The organism is Paenibacillus sp. sg306046, from assembly GCF_059821225.1.
The window spans coordinates 20,933-44,824 of sequence record NZ_JCAMRT010000024.1 but is presented as its reverse complement, the minus strand read 5'-3'; the positions used below and the strand labels follow the sequence as shown (position 1 = coordinate 44,824).

Here is a 23,892-nt window from a genome sequence, read left to right as displayed (position 1 = left end):
GCGTTCGATTTCCTGTCGCTTCACAATTAGTTCATGTAACGGGCAACAGCACGTGACCTCTCCTTCAGGAGAATATCAAGGGCTGTTTGCCGACAACGCGTTACAATTTATTAAAAATTCTGTACAGGATCACGGCGATTTCCGCTCGGGTGACCTTGTCATTCGGACCAAGCAGCTCGCCGTCTCCGATCACAAACCCTTCCTTAACCATCAAAGCTATCCTGTCCACCGCATACGGCGCCACAGCCGAATGGTCTCGGAACCGCTCGATGTCCGCCGGGCCGCCCGGACGCGCGCTTGCTTTCGCAAGCTCGAGAGCTCTTGCAGCAAGCACCATCATATCCTGGCGGGATATAGACGCTTGCGGATGGAAAGCCTTGTTGTCCAGGCCCTGGCTGATCTCGCTGAAGTCCGCTGTCAGCCCCAAGGTTCTGATCAGCAGCACCAGGAAGTCTGCCCTTGTAGTATGTTGCTCCGGTGCAAATGTCGTTTCGGAAGTATCGGTGATGTATGCTGCCGTATGAAATACTTCAGCCTATTATGAGCCATTCCCTGCATCCGTTCATAATCCTGAGTGAACTTGGATGTGCGCGACATAACCTCCTGTTATAATAAATAAACACGATAAAAAGATCCCGAGATCCTCACCGCGTTAATGATTCATCCTTCGAACAACTTCGCATAACTTGCTAGTCATGGAAAAGTAACATACAAAAAAAGGAGGTACCTGAATGAGAGTGATTGATTTGTCATTGCCGATTTCAGATGGGATGCCTGTTTATCCCGGCGATCCGCAGGTCATAGTCAAGGTAGCGCATACCTACGGGAGCCATACCTGGGAGCTGCGGCGGCTTGCAATGGGCAGCCATACCGGAACCCATGTGGACGCGCCTTCACATATGCATCCTGGCGCCGCGACATTGGACGAGCTGCCGTTGACGCGATTTTTCGGAGCGGCGCGCGTCGCGAGAAGCGAAGACCCTGCTTGGCCGGAAGGCCGGGGGCTGTTTTTCATCGAAGCGGTCGGGCTGGAATGCTTCGACCGGCTCGCTGTGCTGCAACCGCCATTCGTTGGCGGTGAGCTGTCCGAAGAACTGGAGCGGGCGTTGCTAGGTATCGGAGTGGTGACGTACACGGGGCTGCAGAGCCTGGAGCTTCTTCCCGGCGGAACCGACTTTATGTTTTACGGGTTTCCTCTGCGGATTGCCTGTGGCGACGGGTCCCCGGTTCGGGCTGTTGCGGTGGTGGAGGCGCAGCAGGCTTCCGGAACAACCTGTGGCTGAAACAAATCGTGACAGTCCAGGACGCAGGTGCTTGTCCGTGACTGTCACTAGGTTTACTGGGATGCTGGAAATGGCCGCGTGCGGAGCCGCGGATGCTCTGGAAGCACAGCGGCCAGCAGTCTCTGCACCGCCGGCTGCGAGGACTGGAAAATTTGGTCCTTGTCCTCGCACAGCTCAACAAGCTCCCCTTTCTCCATCACCGCGAGCTGATCAGAGATCGAATATGCGGCTTTCACATCGTGGGTGATAAATAAATAGGAAAGTCCAAATTCCGTCTTCAAATCGCGAAGCAGCGCCAAAATATGGGTTTGGTTCACCATATCCAGACTGCTGACCGATTCATCCAGCACAATCAGCTTCGGCTTGAGCGCAATCGCCCGGGCAATATTAATTCGCTGCAGCTGGCCGCCGCTGAACTGATGCGGATATTTACGCATATCCTCCGGCTTCAAGCCTACGCATTCGAGCAGCTCGCCGATCATTCGCTTTTGCGCCTGCGCGGACAAGCGCTCGTAGTTGTCCAGCGGCTCCCCGATAATGCGTTCAGCCGTCATTCGCGGGTTGACCGCCGCATAGCAGTCCTGAAAAACGACCTGCAGGTTGCGCCGCAGCGATCTGCGCACAGCCGCATCCGTTTGATACAAATCCTGTCCTTGAAACCATACCTGGCCATGCTGAGGCTGCTCCAGCCCCAGAATCACTTTGCCAAGCGTACTTTTTCCCGCGCCGCTTGTGCCAAGCAGCCCGAGACAAGTCCCGGCTTCGAGCGACAGCGAGACGTTGGAGAGTACGGGCGACCGCCGGGCGGAACGCCACAGCTGCCGCCGTTCTCCGTACGTATGGGAAACTTCCTTCACCTGCAGCAGCATAAGCTCACCCTCCTCCTGCTTCAGCTTGCGGTCTGCCGGGCAGCGCAGGTCTCGCTGTCAGCAGCTGTTTGGTGTACGCATGCTGCGGCTGATCGAACAGCCGGCACACCTCCGCCTGCTCCACGATCCGCCCGCGCTGCATCACCGCAACCTCATCCGCCAGCTCCGAGATCACGCCGAGATCATGGGAGATCAGCAAAATCGCGGTGCCGCACTCCACCCGGAGACGATCAAGCTGCCGCAGCACTTGCAGCTGGTTGACAACGTCGAGCGCTGTTGTCGGTTCGTCCGCGATGACGACAGCCGGCTTCAAGCACATGGAGATCGCGATCATCACCCGCTGCAGCATGCCGCCGCTCAGCTGAAACGGGTATAAGCTCATCAGCTTGGCAGGCTCCGGCAAATTCATCTGCTCCATCGAAGCCATCGCCAGCTCGCGCGCCTGCTTGCTTCCAAGCGTGCTGTGGGTGCGGATCGTCTCGATAAATTGCATGCCGATCGTATAGACCGGCGTAAAGGCGCTCATCGGATTTTGCATAATAAATCCCATTTCCTTCCCGCGAATCCGTCGCATTTCCTCGGCCCGCAGCCCGTTCAGCTCGCGGCCGTTCAACCGGATGCTGCCCTCCGTCACGGCTTGCTTCCGATCCAGCAGCTGCAAAAGCGCGCTGCACGTGATCGTTTTGCCGCAGCCGCTTTCTCCGACCAACCCGAGCACCTGACCTTGCTTGAGCTCAAATCCGATTTGCTCGACCAGGGTCAGCAGCGCCCCCTGCTCTGTTTTTACTTTGACCTGCAGGCCGCTCACCTGCAGCACTTGGCGACTTTGCTCTGTCATGGGCCTCATTCCTATTCAAGCCTATTTACATGGAAATTTTAATAGCGTCGTTTGACTCCAAACCGGTCTGACAAAGCTTCGCCCAGCAAATTGCAGGTCATCACGACCAGCAAAATCAATAGGCCCGGATAGATCATTAATTCAGGATAACTGCGGATAAATGCTTTTCCTTCGTGAATCATCGCTCCCCACTCGGGCGTAGGCGGCTGAATGCCCAGGCCGAGAAAGGACAGCGCCGAGATGTCCATGATGGCCCAGCCCATCTCCAGCGTGCCCATCACCACAATGGGCGGCAGCACATTCGGGATAATATGCCGTCGCATAATGCTCCAGGAGGAGGACCCGCTAACCCGGGCGGCCGTAATGAAGTGACGCTCCTTCAGGCTGACGACCAGGCTGCGAAACATGCGGGCGTAATACACCCACTGCACAAGCGCCAGCGCGAGCACAACCTGCAGCAGTCCCGGACCGAACACGCCGACGATGCCAAGCACAAGCACAAGATTCGGAAAGGCCATGACCCCTTCGCAGAAACGCATCAGCAGCGTGTCGACCCAACCGCCCTTGTAGCCCGCGATCAGACCAACCACGAGGCCAATGCCCAGAGAGCTGACAAAAATAATGACGGCCAAGCCAAGTGAAATTCGTGCGCCGTACAGCAGCCGCGACAAATTGTCCCGGCCCAGATGGTCGGTACCGAGCCAATAATCAGCCGAAGGCGGCTTCAGCTTGAGCGCGAGGTTCACCTTGATCGGATCATGCGGTGAAATCCAGGGAGCCAGCACCGTCACGAGCATAAACAACGCTAAGATGATTGAGCAGGCCGTAATCATATTCCGGCTTTTGAGGGCGACGCGGAGGCGTTCCATCATGATGCAGCCCTCCCCTTCATCGAAATTCGGGGGTCCATATACAGCTGCACCAGGTCAACGATTAAGTTGCATACGATGAACAGACCAGCGGCCAGAACGACGTAGCATTGGATGACCGGAATATCTCGATTGAAAATCGCCTCGACAAAATAGCGGCCGAACCCCGGCCACGAAAACACCTGCTCGACAATGATCGTCCCGGTGAGCAGCTTGCCGAGGTTCATGCCAAGCCCCGTGATGACCGGTGAAATGGCCAGCTTCATGACATGCCGGACCATAATGATCGTTTCTTTGATGCCGCGCGTCCTCGCATACACGACATAAGGCTCCTGCAGCTGCTCCAGCACGCTTGTCCTGAGCAAGCGAGTGTAGATGGCGATCAGCGCCAGCGACAGCGTTAACGTCGGCAGCACGAGATGCGCCCACGAGCCGCGCCCTTCCACCGGCAGCCAGTCCAGCTTGACCGCGAAAAAAAACATAAACAGATAGCCGAGCCAAAATTGCGGAATCGACGCCCCGAAAAAAGCAAGCAGCCGACTGATCCCATCAATCAGGCTGTTTTTGTACAAAGCGGACAAAAAACCGAGAGGCACGCTGACCAGCAGCGCCAAGCCGACGCTGCTCAGCGCGAGCTGGATCGTTGCCGGCATTTTGGCCGTGACCTCCTCCCAAACGGGCTCATTCGTCAAATACGAGCGGCCGAAATCAAGCCGGCTGATCTGCATGACGGTCCGCGCATACTGTACGATCAAGGGCTGATCCAGCCCGAATTCATGCCGCTTCTCGGCTAAAATTTCCTCGGTCGGATGAATGTGGGCCGCCGTCAGGTAGGCTTCGGCCGGGTCCACAGGGGACACATGGATCAGCGTAAACGTAATGAGTATGGCGAACAGCGCAATGGGAATGATGGCAAGCAGTCGCTTCACGATATAGCTGACCATGAATAGCCTCCCCGCTGGTTACTGATTCGTTTCGATTCCGTCGAATGGATGCTCGTCCCGGTTCGCCGGGAACTTGAACGTTTTCATCGTTTTTTGGTACACGACCGTTTTCTTGATATACGATACAGGCACAATGGCCGATTGCTCCTGCAACGTTTTCAAAATCGAGCTGTACAGCTGCTGGCGTTTCGTCTCATCCGTCGACGCCAGCGTCTCGCGTACCTGCCGGTCAAGCTCCTGCTTCATCGGCAGACGGGCATGGGCTTCCGATACGCCCCAGCCTTTTTCGGCGACGACATTAATGAAGGAATGCGGATCATACGGCGCTCCGTAGTTATACCAGAAGTCCACATCAAATTCGCCCGCTTTCCGGCGTTTGATCTGCGTCGTTAATTCAAGACCGGTCAAGTTCAGCCTGACGCCAATGCCGGCCCACTCCGCTTGCATCGTTTCGCCCATTCCTTTTTGAATCGGATCGGTTTTGTCATAGATCAATTCCAGCTCAAGCGGCTTGCCGTCCTTTTCACGTACCGTTTTGCCAGCGGGGAGCTTCCAGCCTGCTTCGTCCAGGTACTGGTTCGCTTTCTCTACATTGTAGGCAATCGGTTGAACGTCGACTTTGGTATACGGGAAGTTGTTGGATAAAATAGCGTCCGCCTTTTCCTCCAGCCCCAAGGTGATGCCCTCCACCATCGCCTGCTTGTTAAAGCCGTGCTGGAGCGCAAGCCGTACTCGCAGGTCCGTCAGCTTGTCGTTGGACGTATTCAGCAGCAAGCTGCGCGTGCCGACAGGCTGGGACAGCTCCGTTGCGTATTTATCCGATTTTTTCAGCTGGTTAAAGGAGTCCATGCTGATGACGCCTTCGCCGTAGATCAGGTCCAGCTCGCCTTTTTCAAACGCCAGCACGCGGGTTTCGGCATCCGGAATAATTTTCACCGTCACTTTATCAATTTTCGGACTCGTTCCCCAATAATTCGGGTTGCGCGTAAACACAGCAAATTCGTCCTTTTTGTAATCGGCCAGCATCCACGGTCCGGTGCCTACCGGCTTTTTCAGGCCCTTGGAGGTATCGCCGTCGTCCGGGAAGCCGGCTTCGCCGAGAAAGCGCACAGGCCGAACAAGCGAAAGATCCTGCAAGGCCGGGTAATAAGGCGCCTTCAGAATCAGCTTGAACGTATATTCGTCAATGACCTCCGTCTTGTCCAGCGCATTGATCACGCCAAGCCAGCTGTGCAAATTCGGATTTTTCATCACGGCATCGAAGTTTTTCTTCACGATCGCAGCGTTAAACGGCGTTCCGTCGGAAAATTTGACATTTGGGCGGAGCTTGAAGGTATATTCCTTGCCATCAGGGGAAATCGTCCACGATTCAGCCAGGTTCGGCTCCAGCTTGCCGCCGTCCTTGTAGCTGATCAGCGGCTCATAGATCATGGATTGGGCAAACAATTGCGAGGGGTTGTACGTATGCGAATTCATCGTCCCGACATCCCGAGGCCAGGACATCGTAATCGCCTTCTCGGCGGCCACCGCTGTCTTGCCGGTGTCGGCGGCTGGAGCCTGCTCCTGATTCGAGCAGCCGATCAGGGCGGCCGAGACGAGCATAATCGCAGCCGTCACCGAAAGTAATGTTTTCTTGCTTCTGCTGAGCATGGTGTGATAAACTCCTTTTTCAATCGTTAATAATGATTCTCATTAATAATAGTGAAAAGCATGTGGCGTGTCAATGAACATGCTGTGTAAGCTTTACGCGACAGCGGGCAAGCAGCAAATGTGAAAAATCCGCCCTTTGCTCCCCCGGCAAGCAAGCTTGGCTCGTTGGGAAAACAGCGGGCGGATATGAGCTGCTGACAGATGAACGGAGGTCATTAGCCTTGTCCGCTCAGGAAATATGAAACTCCGGAAACGTTGGCGTATCCGCAAGCAGCGAGCGAGTGTACGGATGCCGGGGGCTGGAAAGAAGCTCCCCGATCTCCGCTTGTTCGACGATGGCGCCTTGCTGCATGACCATCACTCGCTGGCACAGCGAAGCGACCACTGCAATGTCATGCGAGATAAACAAATAACTCATGTTTTGGCGCTGATGCAGCTCGCGGAGCAGGACGAGCATCTGAGCCTGAACCGATACATCCAGTGCGGACAGACATTCGTCCAGCACCAGCAGCTTGGGCTCCGGCGCCAGCGACCGGGCGATGCAGACACGCTGGCATTGGCCCGTGCTCAGCTCATGCGGATACCGCTGCAAGAAGGCAGCGGGCAGGCCGACGGCCTCCAGCAGGCGTATCAGAGCAGCTTCCAAGCCTTGCCTGCCCCCGCCCGGCTTGCGCTGAAAGTGGCGGACGGATTCCAGCAGGCTTCGTCGGACCGTCCAGCCGGGATTCAGGCTGTTGCGCGGGTCCTGGAATACCATCTGGATCTGCTGATGGGAGCTTCGCCGGACCGCACGCTCCTGCAGCGAACGTCCGTTCCACTGCAGGCTGCCCGCATCCGGCCTCTCCAGCCCGACGATACAGCGGGCAAGCGTGCTTTTGCCGGAGCCGGACATGCCGATTAGACCGACAATTTCCCCTGGCCCGATCGAAAAGCTGATCTCGTCCAGTACCTGCTTGCCCTGATACGTTTTACGCAATCGTTCCACGTTCAGCAACCGCTGTTCCTCCTCTGTACGCGTCACTTGCCTCCCCGGCCGCAGCCGGGATGCGAAGGGACGGAATCGCCGCGAGCAGTTGGCGGGTGTACGGCTCCTGCGGATTCGTAAATACCTCGCGGACCGTTCCCTGCTCAATGATGCGGCCTTCCTTCATTACACAAATCCGGTCGGCTACCTGGGCGACGAGCCGCAAATCATGCGTAATGAATATCATCGCCGCCTGGCGCTCCCGCTGCAGCCGAGCCAGCAGCTCCATGATCCGCGCCTGGGTGCTGACATCCAGCGCGGTCGTTGGCTCATCCGCGATCATCACGGCGGGCTCATTGATGATCGCCATCGCAATGACAACCCGCTGACGCATTCCGCCGCTCAGCTGATGCGGATATTGCTCCGCCGCCGTTTCCGGCAAGCCAACCTGACGGAGCAGTTCATGGACATGCGCCTTGAGCTTGGACTTGCCCGCCGCAGCCCATAAGTCCGGATGGGCCGTCATACATTCGCGCAGCTGCTCGCCGATTTTCAGCACCGGGTTCAGCGAATCCATCGGGTCTTGGGTAATGTAGGCCAGCTGGCGACCGCGCACCTTCCGCCATTCGTGCCATCCCCACCCTGCCGTATCCGCTCCAAGCAAGCGGACCGTCCCGGCGGTCTGCTCAAGCGGCTCGCGCAGCAGGCCCATTAACGCGAGTGCCAGCGTGCTTTTGCCAGAGCCGCTTTCACCGACCAGCCCGAGACATTCGCCGGGCCGCAACTGCAGGCTGACCGCTTCCAGAATTGGCTTCGGCGTGGCTGGCTTGCCTTCGGCGGCGGCGACCGCCAAGCCTTCGACTGCCAGCACAGCGGCTGCCGGCGGCGACGCCAAAGCCGCTCTCGTCTGCCGCTCTGCCGTTAAGGCTTCCAGCGGCCACGCTGCCGTTCGCGTCGGCGCTGCTCCTTGCCTCTTCTCGGCGGACGCTGCAGCACGTCCGGCCGCAGCGTCCGTCAGCTCCGCTTGCGCTTCCGGTCCAGCCGTCCGACCTGCCGCCGCCTCCAGCGCTGCCAGCACCCGGCGCCGCTTTCTTCTGCCGCCGAACAGACGCGGCATCTGCGCCGTTCGCGGCTCCAGCGCGTCTTTCAGCGTATCGCCCAAATAATTGGTGCCCAGCACCATCAGGAAAATGGTCAGCCCAGGCGCGAGAAACAGCCACGGCGCTTCCTCGATGTAAGCGCGCCCCTCATTCAGCATGGCTCCCCACTCCGGCTGCGGCGGGCGAATGCCGAGCCCGAGGAAGGACATCGAAGCGATGCTGAGAATGATACTGCCGATATCCAGCGTCACCAATACAAGCATCGGTCCCGTAATCGAGCCGAGAATATGCGTCCCGATAATTTTCCATGCCGGAATGCCGGAGGTTCTGGCTGCCTGCACGTACACGTCATTGCGCACCGATAACACGAAGCTGCGGAAAATGCGGGCAAAGGACGGCCACGAAACCGCCGCAACGGCAATCATCAGGCTGGTTAGACCCGGTCCCATCATGGAAGCGAGCGCAATCGCCAGCACAAGCTGCGGGAACGAAAACAGCACATCCATCAGCCGGGTAAGCGCCATATCGACCCAGCCGCCGAAGTAACCGGCTGCAAGCCCGATCACGAGGCTTAATGTAATAATCAGACTGACCGCCAGCAGCGACGCGCCCAGCGAAGCTTGGCCCCCGTGCATCAGTCGGGACAGCACATCCCGGCCGTAATTGTCCGTGCCGAGCCAATGCTCGCTGGACGGCGGCAGCAGCGCCTGCTTGTAATCGACCTTGAGCGGGTCGTAGTCGGAAAACCAGGCTGCGCCGACCGACATCACCGTGATCAGCACGATCACGCCCAACAGCATAATCGCCAGCGGATCGGATTTCAGCGCAAGCAGCAGACGTCCGCGAAATCGTTTATCCATGCGGTCCCCCTTGCTCCAGCCGAACCCGCGGGTCCATCCAGCGATACACAATGTCCACGATCAGATTCAGCCCAATATACACAACAGCCATCAGCAGCGCAAAGGCCTGAATGACCGGATAATCCCGCCCGGTAATCGCATCCACGACATAACGGCCGACCCCCGGCCAGGAAAATACGGTTTCAATAATGACCGTCCCGCCGATCAGCCCGCCTACGATAAGTCCAAACGAGGTCAGCACCGGCAGCAGTGCATTCGGCAGTGCATGCTTGAACAAAATGGTTCTGCGGCGCAGCCCCTTCGCTTCGGCCAGCATCATATAGCGCTGCGAAAACACCTGCAGCAGGCTCGTCCGCAGCAGCCTGGCTGTCACGGAGGACAGACCGATGCCAAGCGTCAGCGCCGGCAGCAGCAGATGCCAGGCTCCGCCCCGTCCCATCGTCGGCAGCCAGCCGAGCTTAACGGCGAACCCGTACATCAGCACCAGCCCGAGGAAAAAACTCGGCACCGACACGCCGATCAGCGCGATGACCCGCGTCACATGATCGGCCAGCTGGCGGTGGTACACCGCACCGGCGATGCCGGAAGGAATCGCGATCAGCAGCATAATCAGCAGCGCGCCGCCGGCCAGCTCCAGCGTAGCCGGGAACCGGCTCAGCAGCTCCTCCAAAATCGGCGTCCTGCTGCGGAAGGATACGCCGAGATCGCCGCGCGCGATTTTCCACAGCCAGGAGCCGTACTGGACGACAAACGGCTGATCCAGCCCAAGCTGCTTGTGCAGCGCCTCGGCATCCTTCTCCAGATCGCTCAGATTGGTGCTTGGATCAAACATCGTCAGCAAAATCGCCCGTGCCGGATCGCCCGGAATAAACCGGATCAACGCAAAGATAAGCAGCGTAATTCCAAACAGCGCAGGCACCGTCAACAGCAGCCGTATGGCCGTGTAGCGCAGCAGCTTCATTTTGTGAGGTACATGCCGGGTACGATTTTGGTTTTCAGGTTACTGTCGATCCCTTTCACCTTCGTCGTATAAGCGGCGCCCCAGCGTGTGTTGTTGAACAGATAAATAATGGGCACATCCTGCTGCACGAGCGTTTGAATCTCTTGAGCCAGCTTCACTTGCTTGCCTGCATCGAATTCGGACGTCAGCTGTTCAATCAACTTGTCCACCTCCGGATTGCTGTAGCCGCCGTAGTTGGACGCCACACCCGTATGATAATACGAATACAGCTGCCCGCCGATATCGCCGGTCGCCGTGCCGCAGGAGCAATACGTTGCGGTGTCAAAGCTGCCATCCAGCATCATCTGGTTGGACGCCGTCGTTTCGACCGGGTTCAGCACGATCTCAATGCCCACGCCTTTGAACTGCGACTGCAGCGCGACGGCCAACGGCTGGAACACCGTGTACGTGAGCATGCTGAGCTTCAGCTTCTGCCCGTCCTTGTTGGCGCGGATGCCGTCGGCGCCCTTCACCCAGCCGGCTTCGTCCAGCAGCTTTTCCGCTTGTGCGCGGTCCGTCTCGGCTCCGGTCGCAATCGCGTACGGCAGGCCAGCCGGGAAATGGCCGGTCGCCTTGGCGGCAAAGCCCCGGCTTACCCCTTCGATCAGCTCCTTGCGGTCAACCGCGAGGTTAATCGCCTGGCGAACCCGCTTGTCCTTCAGCGCAGGCACCTTCTTCATATTCAGCCACAGATTGGTCGTCTGGCCGATCGGGAAATACGTAGCGAATTTTGTGTCCTTCTCATAAGACACCCGCTGCTCAACCTCCACGTTCATATCGGCATCGGCGTCGCCGTTTTTCAAAGCAAGTAAACGCGCCTGCGCATCCGCGCCCAATCTGGCTTCGAGCCGCTGCAGCTTTGGCTTCTCGCCCCAATAGCCGGAGAACGCTTCAGAGATCAGCAGCTCGCCCGGCGTAAATTGCACAGGCTTCATAAAGCCGGTCAAATCCGCCTGCGTATTAAACTTGTCGCCCAGCCGCTCCGCTTCGGCCGTATTATGAATCGCAAAGCCATTCAGCTTGAACACAAAGTTAGGGTCAGGCTTCGGCGTTTTCATCAGCAGATGCTGGCTGTCCTTCACCGTAAATTCCACGCCGCCGATCTGCGAAGGGCCGCGTTTGTTCAGCTTCTGGTGACGCTCCAGCGCCGCCTTCACCGCCGCCGCATCCATTGCCGCACCGCTCCAAAACTTCACATTCGGCTGCAGCTCGATTTCCCACAACGTCGGCTCGACGTTTTTCCACGATTTTGCCAGCCAAGGTCGGATTGAGCCGTCGTCATTCAGCATGACCAGCGGCTCGGCGATGCCGTCGGACGTAATCCGTTGGGCATCAATATGGACCGGATCAAGCGAGCGCGGCATATTCAGCGTCACATATTTTAACACCTGCTCGGCCGCCGCCTCGGTGGAGCTTGCCCCGGATGGAGCAGGCGAAGCGCTTTCGCCGCCCGGCTTGGAGGAGCAAGCCGCCAGCAGCAGGATGATCAGTACTAGTGCGATGGATCTGGATGTTTTCCAGCTTCGTAAATCAGATGTCATGTCGAATGCCTCCCGGTTGCATTGAAGTTAGTTGCAGTTGATTGAACTTAGTCGAAGTTGATTGAAGTTAGTTGAAAGTTGAACATGGTTTTGCTGCCGTACTGCCGTTTCATCCGTATAACCTGCTGCAACGCCTCCTTAGATTTCACTGTGAACTTGCGTCTACGGCGTGAAGAGACCAAAAAAGGCATCTCTACCCGAAGAAATAAGGTAAAGATGCCCGCGTTATCGTAAGCAAACCCCGATCAAGGCCATTCATGAAGAAGTGGCCGCGTTCCCGAGGCAGGTCAACGCTTCTCTTAACACTTCCCTATCTTCCGTAGGTTAACGCAGTGTTGTCAGAACAGGCAGGTCTCCTGGCTCCGGAATTCACATCAGCAGCGGCCTTCCCGAATCCTTTCCAGGACCAGTGGCATTATCGCTGTGACTTCTCCGTTACAGTGGCGGGACCGCGTCGGCATTGCACCGAACTTCCCTTTTAAGCTCTGGCGTTTCTTACATTTGCCAAAGCACCCATTCCCACAATATGAAATTACATACTGCTCTATCATACACGAAAATCATAGATTTGCAATTGCCGGCCGCTTACATCTGGTTTAAGATTTTGGTCTGCTCGTCAAGCAGTCCGGCCGCTTCGCCGATGCTGACAAATTCGGCCACCGCCTGCTGAATCTGGCCCTGGCTGCTTACAATCGCTTCACGCAAGCTGAGCGAGCTGACATTCACCTTGCCGACCTGCTCGGATACACCCGCAATCGACGTTTCAATTTCTTGCGCGGCCGCCTGCACGTGCTCCGCCAGCTTCCGAACCTCGGTGGCTACGACTTGAAAGCCGAGTCCGTGCTCCTTCGCATGCGCAGCCTCGATAGCCGCATTGAGCGCAAGCAGATTCGTTTGCGAGGCAAACTCGCGGATCGTCAGCACGATGCGCCGGATAGAGCGAATTTTTTGCTCCAAATCGGATAACACGCTGCTGTTCAGCTCGTTATCGCTCACAACCTGATCCATCACGGCCGCTACCCGTTGACTGCGGCTTATCCCTTCCGTCGTGCGGCCAAGCAGATCCGCCGCCATCCGCTGCAGCTCGCTCGTCAGCCCGGCGGCCGTCCGCTCCCGCTCCGAGATATCTGTCGCTACCTTCAGCACGGCCACCGTTTGGCCGTTCGGGCCAAGTACCGGCATGTAGGTCGCTTCCAGCCAAATTTGCGCGCCGTTTTTGGCGACGCGGACAATTTTCTGCTGAAAGGCGACGCCTGCACGCAAGTTGCTCCAAAGCCGCTCGTAAGCCGGGCTGTTGACGAACCCCGGCAGGCAAAACTGCCGGTGCAGCTTGCCGGGCAGCTCTTCGACCTTGTAGCCCATGGCGCTGGCAAACCGTGCGTTGGCCCACAGCACCTCGCCCTGCAAATTAAATTCGATCATGGCAAGCGATTGCTCCATCGCTGCCAATACAGCCTGATTTTCCAGCACTTGCGTGCTTGTCGTTGCGCCTTGCTGCTTGTCTGACATGGCTGGCTCTCCTCATTGCGCCGCTTCTGTTGGCGGTCGGCTTTAGTTGATATGCTTGCTCTTGCATTCCTGATCAGCCGCGCAGATGACCGGCCGGCCCTGGATGCCGGCTGGCGATCAAGGATGGCAACGATCATCAAGCCGCTGCTGCGGGCTACGACTGCGTATCCGGCTGTTCATGCGACCGGAATTCCAGCAAGCCTGCCCGGGTCACCTCGTCCCGGTGAATTTCGGACAGCTCCTCCAGCAAGGTCATCCCGCGTTCGGTCAAGCGCACAAATACGCTGCGCCCATCCTCGGGATTCGGAAATCGCTGTACCAGCTCAAGCCCCTCACAGCGCTTGACCAGCTCGATGCAGGCATGCGGAGTAATTTGCAGCCGCTCGGCCAGCTCCTTGGGCGTCGCATAATCGCGCTCGGGGAAGCCCATGATCGCAAGCATCAGCTGGTGGTATTGCGGCGTTAATCCTTTCGCCCGCGCCGCTTCCTCGCTGAAGCGAATAAATTTGCGGATGCGATAGCGAAATAAGGCAAGCTGTTCGTATATTTCTTTCGACAGTTTTCCTGGCTGCATGATCCCGTCCCTCTCACCAAATTAGAATACTTCCAATGTACCGTATTCTCGGGCCGGGGACAATGATAATCCGTACCTCGCTTACGTAATGTTACCTTTATAGGCGAGTTTCGTTACGATTCGTTGGAAACAGAAATTCGGGTCGTTTTATGTTAGTTTATATAACATAAAAACCTTGACTTCAATCGCTTTGCGATATATATTTTGAACAACGGTGTTAGGTTTTATGACTTACATTCCCTGTCTAGAAATGCTGGTGATCCCGATATGGCAACGAAAAAAATAAAAAGCGTGTGTCCCTACTGCGGAGTCGGCTGTGGGATCGTTCTTGAGGTGGCAGATAACCGGGTCGTCAAGGTAAGCGGCGACAAGGAGCATCCGACCAATTTCGGACGGCTCTGTACGAAGGGCAACACCTGTGAGCAGGCACTTACAGAATCCGGACGTCTGGAGTACGCGCATGAGCGGCCCGCCCGCGGAGGCGAGCTGATCCGGAAGCCGATGGACCGGATGATCAGCGAAACGGCTCGGCGGCTGCGGTCGATACTCGACGAGCACGGTCCGGACGCCCTTTCCTTCTACGTATCCGGCCAAATGTCGCTGGAGTCGCAATATCTCATTAATAAGCTCGCAAAAGGGTATGTTCGCACGCAGCATATCGAGTCCAATTCACGCCTCTGTATGGCGAGCGCGGGCAGCGGCTACAAGCTGTCGCTGGGCGCTGACGGTCCTCCCGGCTCGTATGAGGATATCGACCGGACCGACCTATTTTTCGTCATCGGGGCCAATATGGCGGACTGCCATCCGATCTTGTTTTTGCGGGTCATGGACCGGATCAAGGCCGGGGCGAAGATGATCGTGGTTGATCCGAGGCGCAACGCAACCGCCGACAAGGCGACGCTGTATATGCCGATCCGGCCGGGAACCGACCTTGCGCTGCTGAACGGGCTGCTGCACCTGCTCGTGCGGAACGGGCAGACGGACCCCGCCTTTATTCAGGAATTTACTTCCGGCTGGGAGCAGATGCCCGAATTTCTGGAAGCTTACACGCCTGAGCGGGTTGCCGACATGACCGGACTCCCGGAGGCGGATATTCGCCAGGCGGCCCAGTGGATCGGCGAATCGCCCGACTGGATGAGCTGCTGGACGATGGGCCTCAATCAGAGCACGCACGGCACCTGGCATACGAACGCGATCTGCAATCTGCACCTCGCGACCGGCAAAATTTGCCGGCCGGGCAGCGGCCCCTTCTCTCTGACGGGTCAGCCGAATGCGATGGGCGGCCGTGAGATGGGCTATATGGGCCCCGGCCTGCCCGGCCAGCGTTCGCTGCTCGTCGAAAGCGAGCGGCACTTCATCGAGGACCTGTGGAGCATCTCGCGCGGCACGCTGCGAACCGAGGGCGGCAGCGGCACGATCTCCATGTTCCAGCGTATGCAGGCCGGCGATATTAAAGCGTGCTGGATCATCTGCACGAATCCGGTCGCAACGGTGTCCAACCGCAAGCAGGTGATCGCAGGACTGCAGACGGCAGAGCTGGTCATTACGCAGGATGCGTTTCTGGACACGGAAACAAACCGCTATGCCGACATCCTGCTCCCCGGTGCGCTGTGGGCCGAAGCCGAGGGGGTTATGATCAACTCGGAGCGCAATCTGACGCTGATGCAGCAGGCTGTCGAGCCGCCGGGCGAAGCGCTGGCGGACTGGCAAATTATCGCGCGGGTCGCCTGTGAGATGGGGTATGCGGACGCCTTTACGTACGGGTCGGCCGAGGAGGTTTACCGGGAAATCCAGCAGGCCTGGAACCCGAAAACCGGCTACGACATTCGCGGAGCAACCTACGAGCGGCTGCGTGAAACGCCGATCCAATGGCCCAGCGCCCCGGCTAGCGCGCACGACCGCAACCCGATCCGCTATACGAATGACGGCGTCAGCCAGACGCTCAAGCTAAACGCAGACGGAACGAAGCCTCGGCTTGTGTTTCCGACCGACAGCGGCAAGGGGCAGTTTCTCGCCCGTCCCTATATGCCGCCGGCCGAGATGCCGGACAGCGAGTACCCGTTTGTGCTAAACACAGGGCGGGTGCAGCATCAATGGCATACGATGACCAAAACGGGCAAAATTGCGAAGCTCAACAAGCTGAACCCCGGACCGTTTGTTGAAATAAACCCGGAGGATGCCGCAGCGCTCGGGATCGCCGATCAGGATCGCGTGGAAATCCGCTCGCGGCGCGGCTCCGCTTTCCTGCCTGCGGTCGTGACCGACCGGGTGCGTCCCGGCAGCTGCTTCTCCCCTTTCCACTGGAATGACACGTTCGGGGAACAGCTGGCAATCAATGAGGTTACCCAGGATGCGGTGGACCCGATTTCCTTCCAGCCCGAATTGAAATGCTGCGCCGTCACGCTCGTCCGTGCGGCCCTTCCTGCCGCAGCGCCTGCCGTCTGTCCCGAGGACAGCGGCATTCCCGCCGGCTATGCGGACGACATCGAAACCATTCCGAAGGAGGAAGTTTACATGGCTCAAATCGACACGTTAGCCCGTATGCTGGGCATTGAATCTTCACAAGCCGTGACGCTGGATACGACCGAGAAGGTGTATCTTTCCGGATTTCTGACGAGCTTGCGCGAAAATGAAACCCGCGCCGTGCCCGGCGTGCCTGTACTGCCTTCCACCGCGCCGCTGGAGCCGATCAAGCGTTATTGGCTGGACGGCGTCCTGGCGGGATTGTTTTCGCGCACGTACTTGCCTGAGCCTGAAGCCGGCGGCGGCGGCGTCGCGACGCTTGCCCCTCCCGCTCCCGCGGCTTCTGCCCCCGCCGCTGCTCCATCAACAGCGGAACCTGCCGGGAGCGCGGATGCTCGGCCGCAAGTCACCGTTGTGTGGGCGTCCCAGACAGGCAATGCGGAGGACGCAGCCAAAGTGACCGCCAAGCGGCTGGAAGCGGCCGGCTACGCCGTCCGGCTTGTGCCGATGGATCAGCTCACACCTGCCGGACTGGCAGGAGAAGCTGTGGCGCTGTTTGTCGCCAGCACTTTTGGCGCGGGCGATCCGCCGGATCACGCAGCCGATTTCTGGCGGTCGCTGCAGGCGGAGGATGCCCCTCGCCTCACGGAGCTGCGCTATGCCGTGCTGGCCTTCGGCGATTCGAGCTATGATTCCTTTTGCGGCTTCGGCCGTCTGCTCGACGCCCGGCTGGCGCAGCTCGGCGCACGCAGTCTTGCAGCGCGCGCCGATTGCGACACGGACGATGAAGAGCCGGCTACCGCCTGGATACAGGGCGTTGAGCAGGCGCTCAGCCAGCCGGAATCGGAGCCTGCTCCTCCCGTCGCTGTGCCCATAGATCGCGCCCATCCGCTGCATGCGCCCATGGTGATCAACCGGCGGCTGAACCGCGAAGGCTCGGAGAAGGATACGCGCCTGTATGCCTTCGACATCCGCAATAGCGGCTTGCACTACAAGGCAGGCGATGCGCTCGGCATCTGGCCGACGAACAGCCCGGAGCTGGCTTGTGAATTGCTTGAAGCGTTAAAGCTTCCTGCCGATGCTCCGGTTACGGTCAAGGACAGACAGGTTTCCTTGCTGGAGGCGCTGGAGCGGCATCTGGAAATAGCCCGGATTACGCCCGGCCTGCTGCAATTCGTCCAGCAGCGGTCGCAGAGCGCCGAGCTGGAACGGCTGCTGCAAAAGGAGCAAAAGGCGGAGCTGAAAAATTGGCTGTGGGGCCGCCAGCTCGTCGATTTGCTGCAGCAGTTCCCGATCGCAGCAACGGCCCAGGAGCTGGTGCAGCAGTTGAAGCCGCTCCAGCCGCGGCTCTATTCCATCTCCTCCAGCTCCAAGGCGCACCCGGATCAGGTGCATGTCAGCATCTCGACGGTACGGTATGCATACGAAGGCAAGCCGCGAAATGGCGTGTGCTCCAGCTTTCTCGCCGACCGGGCCGCTGACGGCCTTGTCCCGATTTTTGTCCAGCCGTCGGCGCACTTTCATCCCCCGGCCGACCCGGACGCGCCGATGATTATGGTCGGGCCGGGTACGGGTGTCGGACCGTTCCGCGGCTTTTTGCAGGAGCGGCAGGCCACCAAGGCGGCAGGGAAAAACTGGCTTATTTTCGGCGAGCAGCGGGCGGACTTCGACTTCTACTTCCAGGATGAGCTGGAGGCGCTGCGCAAGGAAGGCTATTTGCATCGGCTGGACACAGCGTTCTCTCGCGATCAGGAGGATAAGCTGTACGTCCAGCACCGGATGCTGGAGCATGGAGCGGAGCTATGGGCCTGGCTGCAGCAGGGCGCGCATTTCTACGTGTGCGGAGATGCCAGCCGGATGGCCAAGGAGGTCGATGCAGCGCTCAAGCAGGTCGTCCGGCAGCACGGCGGAATGAGCGCGGACGAGGCCGAAGCTTACGTGAAGGAAATGGCGCAAGCCAAGCGATATGTACGGGATGTATATGCGTAGTCATGCGTTCGCCCCGCAGCCTGCACGCGAATGACTCCATTTAACACGACAAACCGCCGAGCCCCGGTTGTTCAGACGAACAGCCGGGGCTCGGCGGTTTTGTAGGCGCATTTGCCTGCTCCATCAGGCGGAGTAAGCAGTCCGGGACCGAGTCCGTGTCAAGGATCATGAAGCTGAGCCGCATGGCGCCGTACCGCTCACAGCATGTACGGAGAGCTTGGCTGAAACGCCGCTCCCTCCGCTCCTGCTGCTGGCTTGCCTGCGAGTGAAAATCCGCTCATAACCTGGTTCCAGGCGTAGTCCGAGCCCCGCCAGCTTGGCCCTTGCGGCACCTTGACCGCACACACGTCCGGCAAGCCCCAGCTCTCCTCCGTCACCTCCCAACGCGGGACTGCATGCGTGTTAATTAGGAGCAGGCGGTACCCGCCTTGCATCAGGGTATCCAGCGCAGCCTTGAGCTGCACCGCCTCCTCCCTGCTCGCTCCGGTACGAATGAACAGCACTGGCTTCTGCTGAATCGTCTGCCCGAATCGGGCAACACGCCGGTCCAGCTTCGCCTTAAATGCCGGGTAAGCGTCCCACCAGCGCGGATTCGTCAGCGGAAAATCGTGATAAGACACAATATCGTATACCGGGTCGTGGATCACAAAGCATTCCTGCGTCCGGTCCACAAGGCGAAGCTTATCGAAGTCCATCAGCCCTTTGAAGCGCCGGCGCAGCAAATGAACCAGACCGGGAATCGAATCGGACGTAAACCAGTCCAGCGGACCTGCCGCCTGCCGCAGCCCCAGCCTTTCCAGCTGATAGGAAACCTGACACGTTGACCCGAGGCTGATGTAGCTTTTATAAGCACCGACACATTCGTTCCATCTCATCGCATTCACTCCCGGCGTTTGCATCATGGAGTTGTCTGTCCAGGCGATTGCCCGGAAGCTCCGTACTACAGTATGCGTTTGCCCGGAAAGTGGTGAATTTAGTTTACATAAAGTAAACTATGTAAACTAAATTCAGATGACAGCCTCCTTCAGATTAGAGCGCTGTTCTGGTTGAGACTCTTTGCTGCATAATGAGGCGCATTCCCGGAAAGCAGCCTGCCTGCAGCCGAGGCACTTTTTCAAATCCAGCTGCAATAATGCGAAGTCCAGCGCCTCACCCGTATGCTCAAAAAAGTGCTCGGCGCCAATTTGCGTGTATAAGCCGGTCTTCTGCAACACGTCCAAAGGCTGGGCTTGAATGCCGGATACAAGCACGATGCCGCCTGATTTGGCACAATGCTTCACCAGGCTTGCCAGAGTCGATTCACCTGTAGTGTCCATAAAGGGTACTTTTCCCATGCGCAAAAGCAGCACGTTGGACTGCGGCAGAGTCGGGTCAGGGATGAGCTGTTCAAATTTATTGGCAACGCCGAAAAAAAGCGCTCCTTCGATGGTATACATGCCGATTTGCGGACAATCGCGGGCTTCCGTGACCCTGTGGGCTTTCACTTTTTCGTGTCTGGCTTTGGGGTCAGGCAATACTTTGGTTACAACCAAGCCGTCGCTCATTTTTTTCACAAACAAAAGAACCGTCAACAGGAGGCCGATTTCAACAGCTGTTGTTATATCCGTAAGGACAGTCAGGACAAAGGTAATGAGAAGGATCGCGGAATCGCTCGTTTTGGTTTTCAAGACATGGACAAATTCGTTCCGTTCACTCATATTCCAGGCAACGAGCATCAAAACAGGCGCCATGCTGGCAAGTGGAATCTCTGAGGCATAAGGCGCAAACAACAGGAGCACCAGCCAGACCACAAGTCCATGGATAACGCCGGACAGCGGCGAAAACGCACCGTTTTTGATATTGGTGGCCGTCCGTGCTATCGCTCCTGTCGCGGGAATGCCGCCAAAGAGAGGGGTAATCATATTGGCGATGCCTTGTCCGATCAGCTCCCGGTTACTGTCATGGCGGCTGCCGGTCATCCCGTCAGCTACAACTGCCGACAGCAGCGATTCGATGCCGCCGAGCATAGCGATCATAAAGGCGGGGCCAAGCAAAGCTTCAATGCGATCCCAGCTCAGCTCAGGGAAATGAAAATGAGGCAATGTGTTTGGAATGGCCCCGAATGACGACCTGATCGTCGCTACGTCTCCCTTGAACAGTACGGTCGCTACTACAGTCGAGACGACCAGCCCTGCCAGAGAACCCGGAACCTTTGGCAGAAAACGAGGTGTCAGGAGCATAACAACCAAACAAACCGCCGCTGTACTTACACTGTAGAAATTCGTGGTTGCGAGGTTCATCACAATTTCCTTCATATTGGGCAAAAAATGCTCATGCTTCTCGATCCCTCTCAAGCCTAAAAAGCCGGCAATTTGCCCGGTGAAAATAATGACCGCAATGCCGGCTGTAAACCCGAGCGTGACAGGACGCGGAATAAACCTGATCAACACGCCAAGCTTGCATACCCCCATCAGAACAAGGATGATTCCCGCCATAAATCCCGCGATCAATAAATTTTCGTAGCCTACCTGCATGACAATGGCGAGGAGAATCGGAATGAATGCACCGGTTGGGCCGCCAATTTGAAATTTGGAGCCTCCGAACAAGGAAATACAAATACCGGCAACAATCGTTGTATAAATGCCATATTCCGGCTTCACGCCGGAAGCAATAGCAAACGCCATCCCTAGTGGAATGGCGATAATACCAACAATGAGGCCAGAAATGAGATCCTTACGAAATGCGGCCGCATGGTAGCCTTCAAACCTTCCCATCCATTTCATCGGACAACCCTTCTTTTCTTCATATATTTGATTATTTGAATATATGTGAAATGTTACTCCCGGCAATGATGAATGTCAATCGCCAAAAACCCAGGCTTGCTTGGCAAATTCGGGAGCGGATAGCAAAAAAACAAGGTGATCCCTGCTATTGCTCACGGATACCCTTGTTTTCCGGCTAGGGTTCATTTCGAATGACTTCAAGCAAAGCAATGGCGTCAACGAGATGATTATCGAAGATCTGCTTCGTGACTGCAAGCAAATCTTTAATCAGCGGGTCACGGAGGGAATAAATAACGGACGTCCCGTCCTTGATGCCTGTCACGACATTTTTATTTCGCAGTACCGACAGCTGTTGGGAAACGGCTGAGCCTTCCGAGCCTAAAATACTTTGGATTTCGTTTACATTTTTATCGCCCTCACTCAAAACCTCAAGAATTCGAATTCGCATTGGATGCGCCAGCGCCTTAAAAAAGTCGGCTTTGAATTGCTGGATAGGTTGACTCATCGCTTACGCTCCCCTACTGGCTTTACTTTTGAATATATGAATATCATAACACAACGTCAAGCAAAAACATGCTCCAAGATGACACGACTGAAACACCTTGGAAAAAATTGCTATTCGACGGCAGGTGCTGTATAATGCCTATCACCTTCACGAACTACACGACGGTCAATAAAATCGAAAGCGAGTGAAACCAACGCATGATCATGGAGCACAGCACATGTACTGGAAACGGGATTGCGTATACGATCCGGTCCGCAAATACGACCGATGCCCCGGCGCTGTCCGCTTTGCGTCTGCAAGTGGATGGAGAAACGGAAAATTTGGACCGAAAGCCAGGAGAGGCCTTCATCGACGCGCCCGGCTTTGAGTCTATTATTCGAGAGGACAGCGAGCATCCGCGAAGCTTGTTTCTGGTGGCGGCCGTTCAGGATCGGATCGTCGGATTTTCTCGATGCGCAGGAACGGATTTAAGCCGGATGGCGCATAAGGTTGAATTCGGCGTAGCTGTATTGAAGGAGTTTTGGGGCTGCGGCATCGGGAAAAGCTTGCTGGCCGCCTCCATCTCCTGGGCCGATGCTCAGGGGATCAGAAAAATCAACCTGCAGGTGCTGGAAACGAATGACAGAGCCATTCGTCTGTACAAGCAGCATGGCTTTATGGTCGAAGGCGTTTTAAGGCAGGACAAGCTGCTGTCGGACGGTGTCTTTTACGATACGCTTGTGATGGGACGATTAAAGAGTACATAATAATTATTATGTCAACTTATTTCTGGCAGCACGTGATTTTTTAAGGTGAACGAACCGCCTAGCTGCTCTTTTCCTTCTAAATATCCGTTTACCTTTCCGATAGCGTAATATGTTTCGCAGCATGGACCGATCCTTCAATTCCCTGAAAGGTGAAATGAGCGGCTTGAAGTTAACCTCGATGATCCATACCTGACCCGTAAGGTCAAAGCCGATATCGAAGCCTAATATTCGCTGCAAGGGGTGTTGTCGCTCGATTTGCCGGGCTGCTCGCAGCACAACAGCATATGTGAATAAAGCATATGGAGCCGGCTTTCCCCCGTGGAATGGTTGGCTCCGTACACTTCGGACCTCTGTTTTCATAAATATACATAATTAATATTATGTAAACAAATAACTCGGGCAGCCCCCCTCGCCTTGCGAAAGGTTAAGCTCCTCCCTTATACTTTGGTTAAACTAAACCTAGCTTAGCTACTTGCTGCTCACTGAAGCCTGGAGGAGGATTGACCTAATGAACTACTATGTGGTGGATGCATTTGCCGAGAAGTTATTCGAAGGAAATCCTGCGGGGGTTTGTATCCTGGAGGATTGGCTGTCCGCAGAGCTGATGCAAAAAATCGCCGCGGAAAATAATCTCTCCGAAACGGCCTTTGCCGTCAAGGAAGATCAGGCCGCCTATCATTTACGGTGGTTTACGCCGGTAGAAGAAATTGATCTGTGCGGACACGCCACGTTGGCTACGGCTTATGTCATCTCCAACTACTATGACACCTCCGTCGAGCGCTTATCGTTTCGAACGTTAAGCGGCGAGCTTATTGTTGATAAAATCGGAGATTGCTATGAGCTGGATTTTCCCAGCAGAATGCCGGAACCGCTCCCCCTCGCCTCGCAAATGATCGAAGCGCTTGGCGTCACGCCCGCCGAAGCTTACCTCAGCCGCGATCTTATGCTGGTGCTGAATAACGAGGACGATGTGCGGCATGCGGCGCCGGATTTCTCCAAACTAAAACAATTGCCGCAAGGCTTGGGTGTTCTGATTACGGCTGAAGGCAGCAGCTTCGATTTTGTATCCAGAAGCTTTTTTCCGAAGCTGGATGTCAACGAAGATCCCGTTTGCGGCTCCGCGCATTGCAGTCTTGTTCCCTTCTGGGCCAAACGGCTGGGCAAATCGGATCTGGTAGCGAGACAGCTCTCGAAACGCGGTGGAACGTTGCACTGCAAATTCGTCGGCGACCGGGTAAAAATTCGCGGCTCCGCCGTGATTTTTGCGATTGCCGACCTGCAGCTTGAATCGCTGGACGCCTAAGAAAAGCTTCTGATCGAAGCGCCTTCGCCGAAGCTGCATGCGTGCTTTAGCGACAGCTTTTCTTCAAAAAAACAACGGCTAGCTCGTCTGAGTTAGCCGTTGTCGCCTGTAGGCAGCACCCTG

The 23,892-nt window shown here is 56.8% G+C and carries 20 protein-coding genes and 1 riboswitch; of the genes, 4 read left to right on the top strand and 16 right to left on the bottom strand.

Annotated features, from left to right (window positions below; translation table 11 throughout):
- Positions 1-100: 100 nt before the first annotated feature.
- Positions 101-445 carry an S-layer homology domain-containing protein gene (locus AC6ROY_RS21000; RefSeq protein ID WP_500102555.1) on the bottom strand — a complete coding sequence of 115 codons (345 nt, stop codon included), beginning with the start codon at positions 443-445 and terminating at the stop codon, positions 101-103.
- A gap of 286 nt (positions 446-731) precedes the next feature.
- Between AC6ROY_RS21000 and AC6ROY_RS20995 the strand changes: the two genes are divergently transcribed.
- The gene (locus AC6ROY_RS20995; RefSeq protein ID WP_500102554.1) at positions 732-1,283 is read left to right on the top strand and encodes a cyclase family protein; all 552 of its coding nucleotides are present in this window, start codon (positions 732-734) and stop codon (positions 1,281-1,283) included.
- Positions 1,284-1,336: 53 nt separating this feature from the next.
- Here AC6ROY_RS20995 and nikE read toward each other — a convergent pair whose 3' ends face one another.
- The 11 genes from nikE to AC6ROY_RS20940 all read right to left on the bottom strand — a co-directional run bounded on the left by nikE (position 1,337) and on the right by AC6ROY_RS20940 (position 14,001).
- Entirely contained in the window at positions 1,337-2,152 is an 816-nt protein-coding gene (gene nikE, locus AC6ROY_RS20990; RefSeq protein ID WP_500102553.1) for a nickel import ATP-binding protein NikE, read from the bottom strand.
- A gap of 4 nt (positions 2,153-2,156) precedes the next feature.
- Positions 2,157-2,990, bottom strand: coding sequence for an ABC transporter ATP-binding protein (locus tag AC6ROY_RS20985; RefSeq protein WP_500102552.1), 834 nt, complete (start codon positions 2,988-2,990; stop codon positions 2,157-2,159).
- Between the two features lie 38 nt (positions 2,991-3,028).
- The gene (gene nikC / locus AC6ROY_RS20980) at positions 3,029-3,859 is read right to left on the bottom strand and encodes a nickel ABC transporter permease subunit NikC (protein WP_500102589.1); all 831 of its coding nucleotides are present in this window, start codon (positions 3,857-3,859) and stop codon (positions 3,029-3,031) included.
- Positions 3,859-4,803 (bottom strand): nickel ABC transporter permease subunit NikB, encoded by a 945-nt coding sequence (gene nikB / locus AC6ROY_RS20975; RefSeq protein WP_500102551.1) that lies wholly within the window; start codon positions 4,801-4,803, stop codon positions 3,859-3,861. The genes nikC (AC6ROY_RS20980) and nikB (AC6ROY_RS20975) overlap by 1 nt, the downstream gene beginning before the upstream one ends.
- A gap of 18 nt (positions 4,804-4,821) precedes the next feature.
- The gene (nikA, locus tag AC6ROY_RS20970) at positions 4,822-6,453 is read right to left on the bottom strand and encodes a nickel ABC transporter substrate-binding protein (RefSeq protein WP_500102550.1); all 1,632 of its coding nucleotides are present in this window, start codon (positions 6,451-6,453) and stop codon (positions 4,822-4,824) included.
- Positions 6,454-6,682: 229 nt separating this feature from the next.
- Positions 6,683-7,438: an ABC transporter ATP-binding protein gene (locus AC6ROY_RS20965; RefSeq protein ID WP_500102588.1), complete on the bottom strand. Its 756-nt coding sequence runs from the start codon at positions 7,436-7,438 to the stop codon at positions 6,683-6,685.
- A complete protein-coding gene (gene nikC / locus AC6ROY_RS20960; protein ID WP_500102549.1) occupies positions 7,422-9,377 on the bottom strand; it encodes a nickel transporter permease in 1,956 nt (651 codons plus the stop codon). The genes AC6ROY_RS20965 and nikC (AC6ROY_RS20960) overlap by 17 nt, the downstream gene beginning before the upstream one ends.
- Positions 9,370-10,338: a nickel ABC transporter permease gene (gene nikB / locus AC6ROY_RS20955; protein WP_500102548.1), complete on the bottom strand. Its 969-nt coding sequence runs from the start codon at positions 10,336-10,338 to the stop codon at positions 9,370-9,372. The genes nikC (AC6ROY_RS20960) and nikB (AC6ROY_RS20955) overlap by 8 nt, the downstream gene beginning before the upstream one ends.
- A complete protein-coding gene (locus AC6ROY_RS20950; protein WP_500102547.1) occupies positions 10,335-11,918 on the bottom strand; it encodes an ABC transporter substrate-binding protein in 1,584 nt (527 codons plus the stop codon). The genes nikB (AC6ROY_RS20955) and AC6ROY_RS20950 overlap by 4 nt, the downstream gene beginning before the upstream one ends.
- Before the next feature lie 329 nt (positions 11,919-12,247).
- Positions 12,248-12,450: riboswitch (cobalamin riboswitch) on the bottom strand.
- Between the two features lie 53 nt (positions 12,451-12,503).
- Positions 12,504-13,427, bottom strand: a complete 924-nt coding sequence (locus tag AC6ROY_RS20945; protein ID WP_500102546.1) for a methyl-accepting chemotaxis protein — start codon at positions 13,425-13,427, stop codon at positions 12,504-12,506.
- Positions 13,428-13,581: 154 nt separating this feature from the next.
- A complete protein-coding gene (locus tag AC6ROY_RS20940; protein WP_500102545.1) occupies positions 13,582-14,001 on the bottom strand; it encodes a MarR family winged helix-turn-helix transcriptional regulator in 420 nt (139 codons plus the stop codon).
- 267 nt (positions 14,002-14,268) lie between these two features.
- Here AC6ROY_RS20940 and AC6ROY_RS20935 point away from each other — a divergent pair, with 267 nt between their 5' ends.
- Entirely contained in the window at positions 14,269-18,453 is a 4,185-nt protein-coding gene (locus tag AC6ROY_RS20935; RefSeq protein ID WP_500102544.1) for a sulfite reductase subunit alpha, read from the top strand.
- A gap of 197 nt (positions 18,454-18,650) precedes the next feature.
- Here AC6ROY_RS20935 and AC6ROY_RS20930 read toward each other — a convergent pair whose 3' ends face one another.
- The 3 genes from AC6ROY_RS20930 to AC6ROY_RS20920 form a co-directional block, all read right to left on the bottom strand.
- The gene (locus AC6ROY_RS20930; RefSeq protein WP_500102543.1) at positions 18,651-19,328 is read right to left on the bottom strand and encodes a DUF1796 family putative cysteine peptidase; all 678 of its coding nucleotides are present in this window, start codon (positions 19,326-19,328) and stop codon (positions 18,651-18,653) included.
- Positions 19,329-19,460: 132 nt separating this feature from the next.
- Positions 19,461-21,215, bottom strand: coding sequence for a SulP family inorganic anion transporter (locus AC6ROY_RS20925; protein WP_500102587.1), 1,755 nt, complete (start codon positions 21,213-21,215; stop codon positions 19,461-19,463).
- A 175-nt stretch (positions 21,216-21,390) separates the two neighbouring features.
- A complete protein-coding gene (locus AC6ROY_RS20920) occupies positions 21,391-21,720 on the bottom strand; it encodes an ArsR/SmtB family transcription factor (RefSeq protein ID WP_500102542.1) in 330 nt (109 codons plus the stop codon).
- A 197-nt stretch (positions 21,721-21,917) separates the two neighbouring features.
- Here AC6ROY_RS20920 and AC6ROY_RS20915 point away from each other — a divergent pair, with 197 nt between their 5' ends.
- Complete coding sequence (locus tag AC6ROY_RS20915; protein ID WP_500102541.1) at positions 21,918-22,466, top strand: GNAT family N-acetyltransferase; 549 nt, start codon at positions 21,918-21,920, stop codon at positions 22,464-22,466.
- Between the two features lie 6 nt (positions 22,467-22,472).
- Here the strand turns inward: AC6ROY_RS20915 and AC6ROY_RS20910 are convergent, their stop codons facing one another.
- Positions 22,473-22,826, bottom strand: a complete 354-nt coding sequence (locus AC6ROY_RS20910) for a YheC/YheD family protein (protein WP_500102540.1) — start codon at positions 22,824-22,826, stop codon at positions 22,473-22,475.
- Between the two features lie 148 nt (positions 22,827-22,974).
- On the opposite strand from AC6ROY_RS20910, the gene AC6ROY_RS20905 reads away from it, so the two are divergent.
- Positions 22,975-23,769, top strand: coding sequence for a PhzF family phenazine biosynthesis protein (locus AC6ROY_RS20905; protein WP_500102539.1), 795 nt, complete (start codon positions 22,975-22,977; stop codon positions 23,767-23,769).
- Positions 23,770-23,892 lie beyond the last annotated feature (123 nt).

What these genes read in the sequence shown, in the direction of transcription:
- AC6ROY_RS20995 (WP_500102554.1), top strand. Translation starts at nt 732, where the DNA reads ATGAGAGTGATTGATTTGTCATTGCCGATTTCAGATGGGATGCCTGTT.
- nikE (WP_500102553.1), bottom strand. Translation starts at nt 2,152, where the DNA reads ATGCTGCTGCAGGTGAAGGAAGTTTCCCATACGTACGGAGAACGGCGG.
- AC6ROY_RS20985 (WP_500102552.1), bottom strand. Translation starts at nt 2,990, where the DNA reads ATGACAGAGCAAAGTCGCCAAGTGCTGCAGGTGAGCGGCCTGCAGGTC.
- nikC (WP_500102589.1), bottom strand. Translation starts at nt 3,859, where the DNA reads ATGGAACGCCTCCGCGTCGCCCTCAAAAGCCGGAATATGATTACGGCC.
- nikB (WP_500102551.1), bottom strand. Translation starts at nt 4,803, where the DNA reads ATGGTCAGCTATATCGTGAAGCGACTGCTTGCCATCATTCCCATTGCG.
- nikA (WP_500102550.1), bottom strand. Translation starts at nt 6,453, where the DNA reads ATGCTCAGCAGAAGCAAGAAAACATTACTTTCGGTGACGGCTGCGATT.
- nikC (WP_500102549.1), bottom strand. Translation starts at nt 9,377, where the DNA reads ATGGATAAACGATTTCGCGGACGTCTGCTGCTTGCGCTGAAATCCGAT.
- nikB (WP_500102548.1), bottom strand. Translation starts at nt 10,338, where the DNA reads ATGAAGCTGCTGCGCTACACGGCCATACGGCTGCTGTTGACGGTGCCT.
- AC6ROY_RS20950 (WP_500102547.1), bottom strand. Translation starts at nt 11,918, where the DNA reads ATGACATCTGATTTACGAAGCTGGAAAACATCCAGATCCATCGCACTA.
- AC6ROY_RS20945 (WP_500102546.1), bottom strand. Translation starts at nt 13,427, where the DNA reads ATGTCAGACAAGCAGCAAGGCGCAACGACAAGCACGCAAGTGCTGGAA.
- AC6ROY_RS20940 (WP_500102545.1), bottom strand. Translation starts at nt 14,001, where the DNA reads ATGCAGCCAGGAAAACTGTCGAAAGAAATATACGAACAGCTTGCCTTA.
- AC6ROY_RS20935 (WP_500102544.1), top strand. Translation starts at nt 14,269, where the DNA reads ATGGCAACGAAAAAAATAAAAAGCGTGTGTCCCTACTGCGGAGTCGGC.
- AC6ROY_RS20930 (WP_500102543.1), bottom strand. Translation starts at nt 19,328, where the DNA reads ATGAGATGGAACGAATGTGTCGGTGCTTATAAAAGCTACATCAGCCTC.
- AC6ROY_RS20925 (WP_500102587.1), bottom strand. Translation starts at nt 21,215, where the DNA reads ATGAAATGGATGGGAAGGTTTGAAGGCTACCATGCGGCCGCATTTCGT.
- AC6ROY_RS20920 (WP_500102542.1), bottom strand. Translation starts at nt 21,720, where the DNA reads ATGAGTCAACCTATCCAGCAATTCAAAGCCGACTTTTTTAAGGCGCTG.
- AC6ROY_RS20915 (WP_500102541.1), top strand. Translation starts at nt 21,918, where the DNA reads ATGATCATGGAGCACAGCACATGTACTGGAAACGGGATTGCGTATACG.
- AC6ROY_RS20910 (WP_500102540.1), bottom strand. Translation starts at nt 22,826, where the DNA reads ATGAAAACAGAGGTCCGAAGTGTACGGAGCCAACCATTCCACGGGGGA.
- AC6ROY_RS20905 (WP_500102539.1), top strand. Translation starts at nt 22,975, where the DNA reads ATGAACTACTATGTGGTGGATGCATTTGCCGAGAAGTTATTCGAAGGA.